General features: G+C 36.4%; 11 protein-coding genes. 7 read left to right on the top strand and 4 right to left on the bottom strand.

What is annotated here, in order from left to right:
• Positions 1-37 precede the first annotated feature (37 nt).
• The gene (gene ligA, locus J3U23_RS08115; RefSeq protein WP_267330667.1) at positions 38-2,104 is read right to left on the bottom strand and encodes an NAD-dependent DNA ligase LigA; all 2,067 of its coding nucleotides are present in this window, start codon (positions 2,102-2,104) and stop codon (positions 38-40) included.
• Between the two features lie 168 nt (positions 2,105-2,272).
• Positions 2,273-3,181 (bottom strand): cell division protein ZipA, encoded by a 909-nt coding sequence (gene zipA, locus J3U23_RS08110; RefSeq protein ID WP_267338978.1) that lies wholly within the window; start codon positions 3,179-3,181, stop codon positions 2,273-2,275.
• A gap of 379 nt (positions 3,182-3,560) precedes the next feature.
• On the opposite strand from zipA, the gene J3U23_RS08105 reads away from it, so the two are divergent.
• Positions 3,561-4,751 carry an efflux RND transporter periplasmic adaptor subunit gene (locus J3U23_RS08105; protein WP_220225790.1) on the top strand — a complete coding sequence of 397 codons (1,191 nt, stop codon included), beginning with the start codon at positions 3,561-3,563 and terminating at the stop codon, positions 4,749-4,751.
• Positions 4,752-4,764: 13 nt separating this feature from the next.
• Positions 4,765-7,977, top strand: coding sequence for an efflux RND transporter permease subunit (locus tag J3U23_RS08100; RefSeq protein ID WP_267330666.1), 3,213 nt, complete (start codon positions 4,765-4,767; stop codon positions 7,975-7,977).
• Between the two features lie 175 nt (positions 7,978-8,152).
• Here the strand turns inward: J3U23_RS08100 and ruvC are convergent, their stop codons facing one another.
• Together ruvC and J3U23_RS08090 are read right to left on the bottom strand one after the other, a co-directional pair.
• On the bottom strand, positions 8,153-8,641 hold the full coding sequence (gene ruvC, locus J3U23_RS08095; RefSeq protein ID WP_065563411.1) for a crossover junction endodeoxyribonuclease RuvC: 489 nt from the start codon (positions 8,639-8,641) through the stop codon (positions 8,153-8,155).
• A complete protein-coding gene (locus J3U23_RS08090; protein ID WP_267338977.1) occupies positions 8,641-9,384 on the bottom strand; it encodes a YebC/PmpR family DNA-binding transcriptional regulator in 744 nt (247 codons plus the stop codon). Before J3U23_RS08090 ends, ruvC begins: the two co-directional genes overlap by 1 nt.
• 340 nt (positions 9,385-9,724) lie before the next feature.
• Between J3U23_RS08090 and rbsD the strand changes: the two genes are divergently transcribed.
• Genes rbsD through rbsK form a run of 5 tightly spaced genes read left to right on the top strand, consistent with a single transcriptional unit; the run spans position 9,725 to position 14,547 of the window.
• Positions 9,725-10,144, top strand: coding sequence for a D-ribose pyranase (rbsD, locus tag J3U23_RS08085; RefSeq protein WP_267338976.1), 420 nt, complete (start codon positions 9,725-9,727; stop codon positions 10,142-10,144).
• A gap of 31 nt (positions 10,145-10,175) precedes the next feature.
• Positions 10,176-11,690, top strand: a complete 1,515-nt coding sequence (gene rbsA / locus J3U23_RS08080) for a ribose ABC transporter ATP-binding protein RbsA (RefSeq protein WP_267338975.1) — start codon at positions 10,176-10,178, stop codon at positions 11,688-11,690.
• Positions 11,677-12,627 (top strand): ribose ABC transporter permease, encoded by a 951-nt coding sequence (gene rbsC / locus J3U23_RS08075; protein ID WP_267338973.1) that lies wholly within the window; start codon positions 11,677-11,679, stop codon positions 12,625-12,627. Before rbsA ends, rbsC begins: the two co-directional genes overlap by 14 nt.
• A gap of 36 nt (positions 12,628-12,663) precedes the next feature.
• A complete protein-coding gene (gene rbsB / locus J3U23_RS08070; RefSeq protein WP_267338971.1) occupies positions 12,664-13,551 on the top strand; it encodes a ribose ABC transporter substrate-binding protein RbsB in 888 nt (295 codons plus the stop codon).
• 54 nt (positions 13,552-13,605) lie between these two features.
• On the top strand, positions 13,606-14,547 hold the full coding sequence (gene rbsK / locus J3U23_RS08065; protein WP_267338970.1) for a ribokinase: 942 nt from the start codon (positions 13,606-13,608) through the stop codon (positions 14,545-14,547).
• Position 14,548: the final 1 nt, after the last annotated feature.

Here is a 14,548-nt window from a genome sequence, read left to right as displayed (position 1 = left end):
TTTGATTAATTAGCTCGATTTATTCCACCTTTTTTATTCATTGATTTAATAAATCTAACATTTCTTGTTCATCAATGACTTTTATTCCTAGCTCTTCTGCTTTAGTAAGCTTTGAACCTGCTGATTCACCCGCAATCACTAAGTCGGTTTTTTTAGAAACACTACCAGTAACTTTAGCACCGAGTTTTTTTAGTTTGTCTTTTGCTTCGTCACGGGTTAATTGTGATAATGTTCCGGTTAATACAATGGTTTTGCCCGAGAATGGTGAGTCAATTGTTAATGGTTCTACTTCGACATCAGGCCAATGTATACCGATTTCCGGACTGGTTAGTTGGTCAATGACATCACGATTATGGGGTTCTTGAAAAAAGTCGATAATACTTTCAGCGATCACTTCACCAACATCACTTACAGTTTGTAGTTGCTCTAATGAAGCGTTTTCGATCGCCGTTAAGTTACCAAATTGGTTAACTAAATTTTCAGCTGTGACTTCACCAACATTTGGTATGCCGAGGGCGAATATAAATCGATTTAAGGTCGTGTCTTTAGATTGATTTAATGCGTTAATTAGGTTGTTGGCTAATTTTTGCCCGACTTTGTCTAATGAACATAAAATTGGTAAGGTTAGCTTGTAAAGATCAGCCGGTGTTTTGACATAATCTTTGTCTACTAATTGTTCGATTATTCTATCCCCAAGTCCATCAACGTTCATTGCCCGGCGAGATACGAAGTGTTTTAGGGCTTCTTTGCGCTGTGCTGGGCAAATCAATCCACCTGCACAACGAGAGATTGCTTCACCTTCATCGCGAACAATAAGGGAGCCACAAATAGGGCAGTGGGTTGGGAAGATGATTTCTTTGGTGCCAGCTGGTCGCCGATCTTGGATGACTGAAACAATTTGTGGAATCACATCACCTGCACGGCGTACAGTGACATAATCACCTTCTCGAATACCTAAACGCTCAATTTCATCACTGTTGTGGAGCGTTGCATTACTGACGATAACCCCTGCTACCGATACCGGCTCTAGTCTTGCTACTGGTGTTATGGCACCGGTACGACCAACTTGGAAGTCGACTTTTTTAAGCTGTGTTACTTCTTCTTGCGCTGGAAATTTGAATGCTGTGGCCCAACGAGGTGCACGAGCAACAAAACCAAGCTCTTGTTGTTGTGCAATACTGTTGACTTTGATAACTACACCGTCAATATCAAAATCAAGTGACATTCTTTCCTCACCAATTTCATGAAAGTAGGCAAGTGCTTCTTGGACACCTTGGCGAATCTGGACTTTGTCGCTCACTGGTAAACCCCAAGCTTTAAATTGCATTAGACGGTCATAATGGTTATCAGGTAGAGTTGCGCCCTCATTAATGCCAACACCATAACAGAAAAAAGAGAGCGGTCTTTTGGCGGTGATTTTAGGATCTAATTGCCTTAATGAACCTGCGGCGGCATTCCGAGGATTTGCAAATGTTCTTTCCTTGCGTTTTTCCGCATCTGCATTTAATTTGGCAAAACCTTTGTGTGTCATAAAGACTTCGCCACGTACCTCTAATCGAGTAGGTATGTTTTCACCTTTTAATACCAGTGGAATAGTTCTTATGGTTTTTACATTTGAAGTTATATCTTCACCAGTAGTGCCATCGCCACGCGTTGCTGCTCGAACGAATCGTCCATTTTCGTATAATAAACTTACCGCTAACCCGTCAAGTTTTAACTCACAGCAGTATTCAACTGATTGGCTACTAGTGAGATGTAAGCGATCTTTTACCCTTTTATTAAAGGCGTTAAAACTTAATTCATCAAATACATTATCAAGTGATAGCATCGGTAGTTCATGTTTTACCGAGTCAAATTGTGACAGAGGTGTGCCTCCTACACGTTGTGTTGGTGAGTCGGATGTGATGAGTTCAGGGTGATTGTGTTCTAGATTTTGGAGTTGTTTTATTAATTTATCATATTCTACGTCGGGAATTTCTGGTGCATCAAGCACATAATAACAATATTCATGATGTCTTATCAGATTGCGTAAAGCAGTTATCTGTTCTGTTACCTCGTGTAGAGATTCAGAATCATTTACTGAATTTTCAGTTATATTTGGCATGATTTTTAACTCTTAAATTAAAATAAAAGTTTGAGAATTAGCAATAAAATAGTACGTAACTAAATTTAGTACAATAGGTGTTGATAAATATAGTTTGTAAACCAACATAAACTAACTATTCCACCAATTTTCATTAGTGGAATAGTTTTAAAAAAAGAGTTCTGATGATTAAATTTCGTTACAAGCTTTTTTAATGCGTTCTTTATAACTATCAATCTTTTGTGGTGTCATCATGTGATGTTCATCATCAAGTACTACACCATTGACATCGTCAGCGATACGTTGCGCAGTTTGTAACATAAGTTTGAAGTTTTGTTGATTGTTACCATGAGTTGGCGCAACCATAAATATTGATACACCCGGTGTGGTAAATTCGTGCATGGTTTCAGGATCTAAATAACCTGGGCTAATCATGTTAGCTAAACTAAATAAAATTGGGCCATTGCCGGCTGGGTCAACATGGCGATGGAAAATTTGCATATCACCAAATTGGAATCCTGATTGCATTATGCTAGCTAACAGTACATCACCTTGTAATGATTTGCCATTTATACCAGTTACGTTTAAGACAATAATTTCAGTTTGGTTGTCTTCACCCACATCTAGTTTTTGATTGCTTTGTTCTTCAGATACTGATTGAGCCGTTTTTTGGACTTCTTTAACCTTTGGTGTTTCAGGTTCTTCAGCAAAAATTTCTTGTTGAAAGTTGATTGTAGGCTCGTTATCAGCCTTATCGTTAATTTCTTCGTCATTATTATTTGAAAATAGATCTTCTTGAAGAGGTAAATGTTCTTCCTCTTCTTCTTTCACGTTTTCTTTAACGTTCTCTTCTTCAACTACTACTGACTCAACTGGGTTATTACTTTCATCCTGTTTATTTTTAGGCGTGAGTAATATTACATCGTCTTCTTCGCCGTAGATGTCTTCAAATTGTTGAGTATTTGGTGTGAATTTATCTTTTTTGCCTGACTTAAATAAAGAAGAACGTTCTTTTTTATTGATCCAGAGCCCATGAATCAATAATGCAATAATGACTAAGGACGCAATAACAATTAGAACAGTACGTAAATTATCCATAATACCCATCTCAGAATTAAATTAAATATAGATTTAAATTATTCAATAATATAATTGAAAAAAAAGGATTAAAAAATACCACAATTAAATTTTTTTACTTTTTATTCGTAAGCTAAATCCATACTCACTTATTACAGCACTAAAAATCAATTCGCATATATTACTTTATTTCTCCAAATAATCATAATATCAATCATAATTTTTTTATTATTATTGTTTCGTTATGGTTAAATTTAGTAAATTTTTAGAACTCTGTGCTATTAAGGTGTTAAGATACTTACAATCAATGCATATTTTTTGTAAAATCATCGATCACTTTTGAATGATTTCATTGTTTTTTATTAAAAAATAATTATTAAGTTACCGAGGTCTTTTTTATATGAGATTTAATAAGCTATTACTTACGCTGGCATTATCTGGTCTATTGTTATTAACTGGTTGTGATAATAATCAATCCCAATCAGCTAATGGCCAATTACCCAAGGTAACTGTTTTTAAAGTCCAACCTTTAGATTATACCCTTAAAATTAGTTTACCTGGACGAGTTGTTGCATCGCAAATAGCTGAAATTCGCCCACAAGTTAGTGGAATTGTGTTAAATCGTGAATTTGAAGAAAGTTCGAATGTTAAAGCTGGGCAATCACTTTATCAAATCGATCCCGCTATTTATCAAGCTAATTATGATAGTGCGGTGGCAAGTGTAGAAAGTGCAAAAGCTAATGCTAATATTGCGCAACTTACTTTAAAACGTTATGCAGGGCTATTAAATACTAAATCCATCAGCCAACAAGAATATGATAAAGCTGCTGCTGATGCTAAACAAGCTGAAGCAAGTGTTTTAGTTGCTCAAGCAGCAGAACACGCTGCTAAAGTTAATTTAGATTATACTAAAGTTTATTCGCCAATTGATGGTTATATTGGTAAATCAAGTGTGACTGAAGGTGCGCTAGTTTCTGCTGGACAAGCTGCTCCACTTGCACTAGTTCAACAACTTGATCCAATTTATGTTGATATGACTGAAGCGGCGACTCGCTATAATAAATATCTTCAAGATGAAAATATTGTTTATGAACCCGCTAAAGGCAATAACGTTGATCTGTTCTTTAATGATGGTTCTAAATACGCATTATCAGGTAGCATTAAATTTTCAGATATGACAGTTAATGAGACTACAGGTACTGTTACGTTGCGTTCACAATTTTCAAATAGTGAAGGTAAAATTTTACCAGGTATGTTTGTTAAACCACAAATGACATTAGGTACTATTAAAAATGCAGTGTTAGTGCCTCAACAAGGTATTACTAGTAACCAAAAAGGCCAATATACAGCTAAGATTTTAAAATCAGATGGTGCAGTTGAATATCGCCAAGATATTAAAATTTATACCGGTATAGGTGGTTATTGGGTGGTAACTAGTGGAATTAATATCGGTGAAGAAGTTATTACAACAGGCCTACTTAATTTAACTGGGGTTGAAACAGGAACAGCTATGAAAGCGGTTGCAGTTGGTAAGCCTGCTGAACTGACTCAAGAGCAGTTAGATAGTCTCATCAAAAACAGCGTGAAATAAGGTAGATTTAATTATGGCTAAGTTTTTTATTGATAGACCTGTTTTTGCATGGGTAATTGCTATCATGATGATGCTGGGCGGTGCTTTGTGTATTAAGTTACTTGCTGTTGAACAGTATCCTGATATTGCACCACCTGCTGTTACGGTTTCAGCGGTTTATCCAGGTGCTGATGCACAAACAATTGAAAATACAGTTACGCAGTTAATTGAGCAAAACTTAACTGGTTTGGATAATTTGATTTATATGAAATCAACCAGTAGTGCTCAAGGTGTGGTACAAACTACGTTAACTTTTGCACCAGGTACTAGCCCTGATTTTGCTCAGGTACAGGTATTAAACAAAGTAGAAAGTATTAAATCTCGTCTACCAGAAAGTGTTCAAAAAAATGGGGTTTCGGTTGCTAAAAATAACACCAACTTCTTAAAAGTTATCGGCTTCTACTCAACCAATCCTCAAAAAACACAGGCAGATATAGCTGACTTTATTTATTCAACTGTACAAGATCAGATTCGTCGTGTACAAGGGGTAGGTGATACGCAGTTATTTGGTTCTGAATATGCAATGCGTATTTGGTTAGATCCAAATAAACTTAATTATTTTAATCTGTCGATTGAAGAAATTATTAGTGCTATCCAAGCGCAAAATGCACAGGTTACTGCAGGGCAATTAGGTGCTTTACCAGCCACTGAAGGGCAAGAACTTAATGCCACCATTACTGCTCAATCACGTTTAAAAACACCAGAGCAATTTCAAAATATTTTACTTCGTGTTAATACAGATGGTTCAAATGTTTTATTAAAAGATGTAGCTAAAGTTGAAATTGGTGCAGCTGATTATAATTTCCTTTCTCGTTATGATGGTAAACCATCAGCCGGTTTAGGTATTTATTTAGCAACAGGTGCTAACCAACTTGATACATCTGAGAAAGTTGACAAAAAAATTGAAGAGTTGTCTCATATTTTTCCTGAGGATATTAAATTTGCGTATCCTTATGATACAACACCATTTGTTAAATTATCGATCAACAACGTAGTACATACCTTAATCGAAGCAATCATTTTGGTTGTTATCGTTATGTATGTGTTTTTACAAAATCTGCGTTCTACACTTATTCCAACCATCACTGTACCGGTAGTATTGTTAGGTACGTTTGCGGTTCTATATATCTGTGGATTTACCATTAATACGTTATCCATGTTTGCTATGGTACTGGCCATCGGTCTTCTGGTCGATGATGCCATTGTGGTTATTGAGAACGTTGAACGTATTATGCATGATGAAGGGCTTTCGCCTTATGATGCAACCGTTAAATCGATGGAACAAATTACTTCTGCTTTAGTTGGTATTGCTGTGGTACTTTCAGCAGTATTCGTACCAATGGCATTTTATGGTGGTGCAGCAGGGGGGATTTATCGTCAATTTTCAATCACTATTGTAACGTCAATGTCATTATCAGTGGTGATGGCAATTGTGTTAACACCAGCACTTTGTGCTCAAATTTTAAAAGCGCCGTCAAAAAGCAAAATTAAGAAAGCTACGATTGGTGAAAAATTAGGAAGTATGCCTCCATTTAGCTGGTTTTCTATTGGTACTAAATGGTTCTTCAATAAATTTAATAATGTATATAACAAAAGTTTACATGCCTATGAAAAAGGTGTAATTAAATTTATTCGATATCCTCTCGTTTCATTTATTTGCTATGCGTTAATTGTTGTTGCTTTAATATTTGGCTTTAATCGCTTACCAACTGGCTTCTTACCAAATGAAGATCAGGGTGTATTAATTGTCATGGTCGAATTACCACCCGGTTCTACATTAGAACAAACCATGGGTGTGTTGAATAAAACCTCTAATTTCTATATGGAGAAAAAGGCTGACTCAGTGAAGGAAATCTTTACTGTTGCTGGTTTTAGTATGGTTGGTCGTGGTCAAAATATGGGGCTTGGCTTTATTCGATTAAAAGATTGGGATGAGCGTACTCGCCCAGACCAAAAAGTTGATGCCTTAGTTGGTAGTGGTTGGGGGTTTGCTTCAACAATAACTGAAGGTCGTGTCATTATTACCAATGTACCAGCAGTGCCGTCACTTGGTATGGCTAATGGTTTCTCATATATGTTAAAAGATACCTCTGGCCTTGGACATGATGCATTGATGGGGGCATTTTTCCAATTATTGAGACAAGCTTCTCAAAATCCTAAGTTACAACAAGTTCGTCCTGGTAGTATGTTAGATGTTCCACAATATAAAATTAATGTGGATTTCGAAACGGCTCAAGCGCTTGGTGTTGCGGTAAGTAGTGTTAATACCGTGCTTTCAACTGCATTAGGTTCAGCTTATATTGATGACTTTGTTTATAATAACCGTGTTAAAAAGGTTTATTTACAATCTGATGCGGCTTATCGAATGCTTCCTGATGATTTTAGTTTCTGGCATGTGAAAAATCAAAAAGGTGAAATGGTACCTTATGATGCTTTTGCAACCACAACAAAAAGTTATGGTTCACCATCACTTGTTCGTTATGATGGTGTAGCGGCAATGGGTATTAGTGGTTCGGCTGCACCTGGGTTGAGTTCTGGTCAGGCTATGGCGACTATGGAAGAATTATCTAAAAACTTACCTAAAGGCTTCTCGTTTGACTGGACAGATATTTCTTATCAAGAACGTCAAACAGGCTCTCAAACTACAACACTTTATTATATTTCAATCATTGTGGTGTTCTTGTCGTTAGCAGCTTTATATGAAAGCTGGACAGTACCTATTTCGATCCTATTTGTGATCCCACTAGGTATTATCGGTACCGTATATGCGACGATGTTTAGAGGTCTTGATAACGATATTTACTTTATTGTTGGTCTTTTAACTACGATGGGCTTATCGGCTAAGAATGCTATTTTGATTGTGGAATTTGCTAAAGATGCACTTGAAAAAGAAGGTAAATCATTAATCGATGCAACGTTAGAAGCTTGTCGTCTACGTTTACGTCCAATCTTAATGACTTCGTTTGCTTTCATTCTTGGTGTGTATCCATTAGCAACAAGTAGTGGTGCTGGTTCTGTAAGCCAGAATGCGGTAGGTACAGGGGTAATCGGTGGTATGTTGACAGCAACATTCTTGGCGATATTCTATGTTCCGCTATTCTTCTTATTTGTAACTAAAGTATTTACTAAACATAAGAATAAAGTCGTATTGCCAACTAACTTTACAGGCAACACTGAAAATAAATAACCAATAGGTTAGATTTAAAAAGCACCAATAATCTTGGTGCTTTTTTTATGTGCTTTTTGGAATTAATCGTTTTAAACGATAATTGAGTTTGTATTCAGTTAAATTTTGCGTTGAGGAACGGGGTTTTTGAGTAATATAAACCAGATATTGAGGTGATTTTTTTAAAGATTAGACTTTATCGATGTGATTTAACTAAGTGTTGGGTCATATGCGCATGGGTAATCGCGATTGCGAGCGCATCAGCGGCATCTGCTTGAGGGCTTGCAGGTAGTTTAAGTAATAACTTAACCATGTGCTGTACTTGCTTTTTATCCGCTGCTCCTGTTCCAACTACGCTTTGCTTAACTAATCGCGCGGCATATTCAAAAACGGGTAAATCATTATTAACCGCTGCAACAATGGCAGAACCTCGTGCTTGACCTAATTTTAGTGCGGAATCGGCATTATGAGCCATAAACACTTGTTCAATAGCAAACATGTCTGGTTGAAATTGGAGGATGATTTCGCTTACTCCGGCGTAGACACGTTTTAAACGCGTTGGTAAGTCATCAACTGCAGTACGGATACAACCACTGCCAAGATAGGTTAGTTGTCGTCCCGTTTGGCGAATTACACCGTAACCCGTCAAACGAGAACCTGGGTCAATCCCCAGAATGATAGTCATTAGAGCGCTGCTGCAACTTCGTCTGACACTTCTCCGTTATGATAAACTTCTTGAACATCATCACAATCTTCAAGCATGTCAATAAGACGTAGTAGTTTTGGTGCAGACTCTATATCCAAATCAACTTTAGTGGCTGGAATCATTGAAACTTCAGCTGATTCAGCGACTAAGCCTGCTGCATCTAGTGCATCTTTAATTTCACCGAATGATTCAGGTGTAGTAAATACATCAATAGCACCATCGTCATACGTCACAACATCATCAGCACCAGCTTCAAGCGCAGCATCCATGACTTGATCTTCGTCAGTTCCAGTTGGATATGAGATAACGCCTTTTTTGGTGAATAAGTAAGATACAGAACCATCAGTACCTAGGTTTCCACCCGTTTTAGTAAAAGCATGACGAACTTCTGATACCGTGCGGTTACGATTATCACTTAAGCATTCTACCATTACAGCTGTACCTGCTGGTCCATAACCTTCATAGATGATAGTTTCCATATTAGTATCATCTTCACCACCAACACCACGAGCAATTGCTCTGTTCATGGTATCTCGAGTCATGTTGTTAGATAATGCTTTGTCCATAGCAGCTCGTAGACGAGGGTTAGACGCTGGATCGCCACCACCAAGTTTTGCTGCTGTTACAAGTTCGCGAATAATTTTGGTAAAGATTTTACCGCGCTTAGCATCTTGAGCTGCTTTGCGATGTTTGGTATTGGCCCATTTACTATGACCTGCCATAAAATTCTCCAGATTAAATAATTTAAAAATCGAGCTATTTTAACAAACTTTTATTAAAAATTCATTACCTATATATTGATGAGTTTTTTCTCGTGTGTTGAATTTATTATTGCTAAAGTGAAAAAGTCATTCTATGAAGCGCAAAACCACTTATCGTAGAAGTGATCATATTACTCAATTTATAAATATTTAAAAACTAAATTTCAAGCTGAATCATTTCATATTGATCAAGATCACAACTTTGAATTTTATCTATTGCCAGCCTCATTTATTAAGTAGATGATTTGTTATCGAAACGTTTCGATCGTTGTCGTAATTAAACTAATATAAGGATTTTAATATGCATAAGGGGCAATTGTTTAATTCTGAAATTATTAAAATTTTATCTAGAATGGGGCATACCGATCAAATTGCAATTGGTGATGCGGGCTTGCCAATTGCTAACGATATATCGCGCATTGATTTAGCATTAACTTATGGCGTGCCATCGTTTATGCAAGTTTTTCAAACAGTTTCACATGATATGCAAATCGAAAAGGTGATATTAGCTGAGGAAATCATTGCTCATAATCCTCAAATTCATGAACAAATACTAGAACAAATAAAAAAAATAGAGCAAGTTCAACATAACTGTATTGATATTTTATATTTGAGTCATGAACAGTTAAAACAGCAAACTCATCATTGTAAAGCCGTTATTCGAACAGGTGAATGTACACCTTTTGCCAATATCATTTTACAGTCAGGTGTGATTTTTTAACTTAGTTGTAAAACAAAGAAAAGAGTAATTTATGAATGAAAATCTTTTACAGCTTACCAACATCCATAAATCCTTTCCTGGCGTTAAAGCACTTGCTGGCGTTAATTTAAATGTGCGTGCAGGGCAAGTGATGGCATTGATAGGAGAAAACGGTGCAGGTAAATCTACTTTAATGAAGGTGTTAACGGGTATCTATCAAAAAGATGAAGGCGAAATTATTTATTTAGGTAAAAAAGTAAATTTTCATGGACCAAAATCCTCACAAGAAGCGGGTATAGGTATTGTCCACCAAGAATTAAATTTAATTCCACAACTCAGTATTGCTGAAAATATATTTTTAGGTCGTGAATTTACCAATAAATTGGGTTGCATAGATTGGCATAAAACTTATAACGAAGCTGATAAATTATTAGCTGAGCTTCATCTTGGTTATGATAGTCGACGGTTAATAAGTGATCTATCAATTGGTGAACAGCAAATGGTAGAGATTGCTAAAGTACTGAGTTTTAATTCTAAAGTCATCATTATGGATGAACCGACCGATGCCTTGACCGATACTGAAACGACTTCACTTTTTACCGTAATCAGAAAACTTAAACAGCAAAATTGCGGTATTGTTTATATTTCACATCGATTAAAAGAGATTTTTGAAATTTGTGATGAAGTGACCGTTTTACGTGATGGTCAATTTGTTGGCGAAAAAAAAATAGATCAATTAAATGAAGATACACTCATTGAGATGATGGTCGGACGTAAACTTGAAGAGCAATATCCAAGAATTAATGTTGCTAAAGGTAATGTTACGTTGGAAGTGAAAAATTTAACTGGTCCAGGGGTTAATGATGTCAGCTTTTCTCTTCACGAAGGTGAAATACTGGGAATTTCAGGTTTAATGGGAGCTGGGCGAACAGAATTGATGAAAATGATTTATGGAGCAAATCCAGCCAAATCTGGACAGATAATATTGCAAGGAAAATCGGTAAAAATTGCTTCTCCCCGTGAGGGTTTGAATCATGGAATTGTTTATATTTCTGAAGATCGCAAAAAAGATGGTCTAATTTTAGGCATGTCAGTTAAAGATAATATGTCACTTAACGCACTAAGTTATTTTACCAATCAATTTAAAAAATTACGATTAACCGAAGAGCAGCAAGCCGTTGAAGATTTTGTCGGCTTATTTAATATAAAAACCCCTTCCATCAATCAAATCATTGTTTTTTTATCAGGTGGTAATCAACAGAAAGTTGCCATAGCTAAAGGATTAATGACTAGACCAATGATATTAATTTTAGATGAACCAACTCGTGGTGTTGATGTTGGCGCTAAAAAAGAGATTTATCAACTTATCAATCAGTTTAAACAACAGGGTTTAAGTGTAATTTTAGTCTCTTCGGATATGCCAGAAGTACTCGGCATGAGTGATCGTATTTTAGTTATCTATGAAGGGAAAGTGACTGGGGATTTTTCAATTAACCAGGCAACACAAGAAAAACTTATGGCAGCAGCCGTTGGCAAAGCAGAGGAGAGTGCTGATGTTGCAAAATAAAAAACTTAAAAATTTATTAATTGAACAAAAATCCTTAATTACTTTATTAGTTTTAATCATTATTGTTTCTTGTTTAAGCGAAAATTTTTTTACATTAAACAACTTTTTTAACATCCTACAACAAACTTCAATTAATGCAATTATTGCTGTGGGCATGACCTTAGTTATTTTAACTTCAGGTATTGATCTAAGTGTCGGCTCGATCTTTGCTTTAACTGGGGCAATTATTGCGTCTATGATTGGGGCTGATATATCGCCATTTATAGCGATTTTTGCTTCCTTAATTTTGGGAGGGATATTAGGAACTTTTTCAGGTTTTATTATCGCCAAAGGCAAATTACAAGCATTTATTGCAACGTTGGTCATGATGCTTATTTTACGCGGGGTAACGCAAGTTTATACTAAAGGTAGCCCAATTTCGACAGGTACTAATGATAATTCCGAACTATTCGAATGGTTTGCATTTGGTCGAGTACTGGGGATTCCTGTACCTATATTTATTATGGCAGTTGTTTTTGTCTTAGCTTGGTACTTACTAAAATATACGCGCTTGGGGCGTTACATTTATGCATTAGGTGGTAATGAAGCTGCAACTCGGCTATCAGGCATTAACGTTGATCGCGTTAAAATCCTTGTTTATGCCATTAGCGGTTTGCTTTGTGCATTAGCTAGCACAATTGAAGTTGCTCGGTTGTCCTCAGCACAACCTACAGCAGGGACAGGTTATGAAATGGATGCAATCGCGGCTGTGGTACTTGGTGGTACAAGTATGTCAGGTGGTCGAGGCAAAATTTTAGGTACTTTGGTTGGTGCATTAATTTTAGGCTTTTTAAATAATGGATTAAATATGCTAGGCGTCGATGCCTACTATCAAATGATCGTAAAAGGAGTGGTTATTTTATTAGCCGTATTAGTTGATAAAAAAACCAATAAATAAGGGTATTAAATCGGGATTTTATTTTGGGAGAAAGTTATGAAATTTAAAAAAATGATGGCAGCTGTGATTGCTTCTGCACTAAGTGTTTGTTTTGTTTTTCAAGCCTCAGCGAAAGAGCGCATCGCTTTAGTTGTTTCAACGTTGAATAATCCTTTTTTTGTTACCTTAAAAGAAGGGGCAGTAACTAAAGCAAGTGAATTAGGTTATGATTTAGTAGTATTGGATTCACAAAATAATCCAGCTAAAGAACTAGCCAATGTTGAAGACACTATCGTTAAAGGAGCTAAAGTCATATTGATCAATCCAACTGATTCCGAAGCGGTTGGCAATGCAGTACTTGCTGCTAACAAAGCTGGTATTTCGGTTATTACACTTGATCGTGCTTCGATTAAGGGTGATGTGGTCAGTCATGTTGCCTCTGATAATATAGCAGGTGGTAAAATGGCTGGTGACTTCATTGTTGAAAAATTGGGTGCGAATGCAAAAGTGATACAATTGCAAGGTATTGTTGGAACATCAGCTTCTCGTGAACGTGGTGATGGTTTTATAAAATCTATGCAAACAAACCAATTTACTATTTTAACAGCACAGCCAGCAGATTTTGATCGAGCTAAAGGAATGAATGTGATGCAAAATCTTTTAACAGCTTATCCTGCTGTTCAAGCAGTATTTGCGGAAAATGATGAAATGGCATTAGGAGCAGTGCGCGCTATACAAACTGCTGGGCGTAATGACATTATAGTGGTTGGTTTTGACGGTACCGATGATGGTGTTAAATCAGTACAACGAGGAAAAATGGCAGCAACAGTCGCTCAACAACCAGATAAAATCGGTTCAATAGGTATTGAAATTGCTGATAAAGTGATAAAAGGCGAAAAGGTTGAAACAAGAATTCCTGTAGAATTGAAATTGATAACTCAATAAAATTATCAAGGACGCATGGCTGCGTCCACTTATTAGTTGATTAGGAACCAATATATGAACAGTAAAAAATTAATTGTGCTTGGTAGTGTAAATATCGATCATATCTTAAGTGTAGATGAATTTCCAAAACCAGGTGAAACATTAACAGGTACAAATTATAGGATTTCGTATGGTGGCAAAGGTGCAAATCAAGCCGTGGCAGCTGGACGCCTTGGTGCTAACGTGCAATTTATCGCGGCTGTTGGTAACGATGATTTAGGTAAAAAATTTAAACAACAACTACAAAACGATCATATTGATACCCGTTCTGTTTCTATAATCGACCAAGAAAATACTGGTGTTGCTTTTATTTTGGTGAATCAACAAGGTGAAAACCAAATTGCAATTTATGCTGGAGCTAATGCAGCTGTAATACCTAAATATTTAGATCAATTTACCGACGATATCACAAAAGCTGATGCAATCTTAATGCAACTTGAAACACCCTTAGCAACTGTTGAACAAGCAGCCAAGTTAGCTAAACAAAATAATACACAAGTCATTTTAAATCCTGCTCCAGCACAAAAATTATCCGATGAATTACTTGCCCATGTTGATATCATTACTCCAAATGAAACAGAAGCAGAATATTTAACAGGTATCAAAATTATTACCGAACAAGATGCACAGCAATCAGCACAATTATTGCATGATAAAGGGATCCATACAGTGATTATCACTTTAGGAAGTAGAGGAGCTTGGGTTAGTCATGCACAAAACGGAGTAATAGTACCAGGATTTTCTGTCAAAGCTGTTGATACTATTGGTGCCGGTGATACCTTTAATGGAATGTTGGTTACCGCTTTGCTAGAAGGCAAAGATCTTAAAGAAGCGGTTTATTATGCTCATGCAGCAGGGGCATTATCTGTGACTAAATCGGGAGCACAATCATCAGTGCCATCACGTAAAGAAGTAGATGATTTTATTCAATCACAAAATTTATCAAAGAGAAATTAAC

This window comes from Gilliamella sp. B3367, from assembly GCF_026536825.1.
Lineage (GTDB): Bacteria > Pseudomonadota > Gammaproteobacteria > Enterobacterales > Orbaceae > Gilliamella > Gilliamella apicola_E.
Note: the sequence above shows the minus strand (reverse complement) of the source record. Positions and strands in the feature narration are given on the sequence as shown.

Coding starts and splice junctions, on each gene's coding strand:
- J3U23_RS08090 (WP_267338977.1), bottom strand. CDS start 9,384: ATGGCAGGTCATAGTAAATGGGCCAATACCAAACATCGCAAAGCAGCT.
- rbsB (WP_267338971.1), top strand. CDS start 12,664: ATGAAATTTAAAAAAATGATGGCAGCTGTGATTGCTTCTGCACTAAGT.
- rbsA (WP_267338975.1), top strand. CDS start 10,176: ATGAATGAAAATCTTTTACAGCTTACCAACATCCATAAATCCTTTCCT.
- rbsK (WP_267338970.1), top strand. CDS start 13,606: ATGAACAGTAAAAAATTAATTGTGCTTGGTAGTGTAAATATCGATCAT.
- zipA (WP_267338978.1), bottom strand. CDS start 3,181: ATGGATAATTTACGTACTGTTCTAATTGTTATTGCGTCCTTAGTCATT.
- rbsC (WP_267338973.1), top strand. CDS start 11,677: ATGTTGCAAAATAAAAAACTTAAAAATTTATTAATTGAACAAAAATCC.
- J3U23_RS08100 (WP_267330666.1), top strand. CDS start 4,765: ATGGCTAAGTTTTTTATTGATAGACCTGTTTTTGCATGGGTAATTGCT.
- rbsD (WP_267338976.1), top strand. CDS start 9,725: ATGCATAAGGGGCAATTGTTTAATTCTGAAATTATTAAAATTTTATCT.
- ruvC (WP_065563411.1), bottom strand. CDS start 8,641: ATGACTATCATTCTGGGGATTGACCCAGGTTCTCGTTTGACGGGTTAC.
- ligA (WP_267330667.1), bottom strand. CDS start 2,104: ATGCCAAATATAACTGAAAATTCAGTAAATGATTCTGAATCTCTACAC.
- J3U23_RS08105 (WP_220225790.1), top strand. CDS start 3,561: ATGAGATTTAATAAGCTATTACTTACGCTGGCATTATCTGGTCTATTG.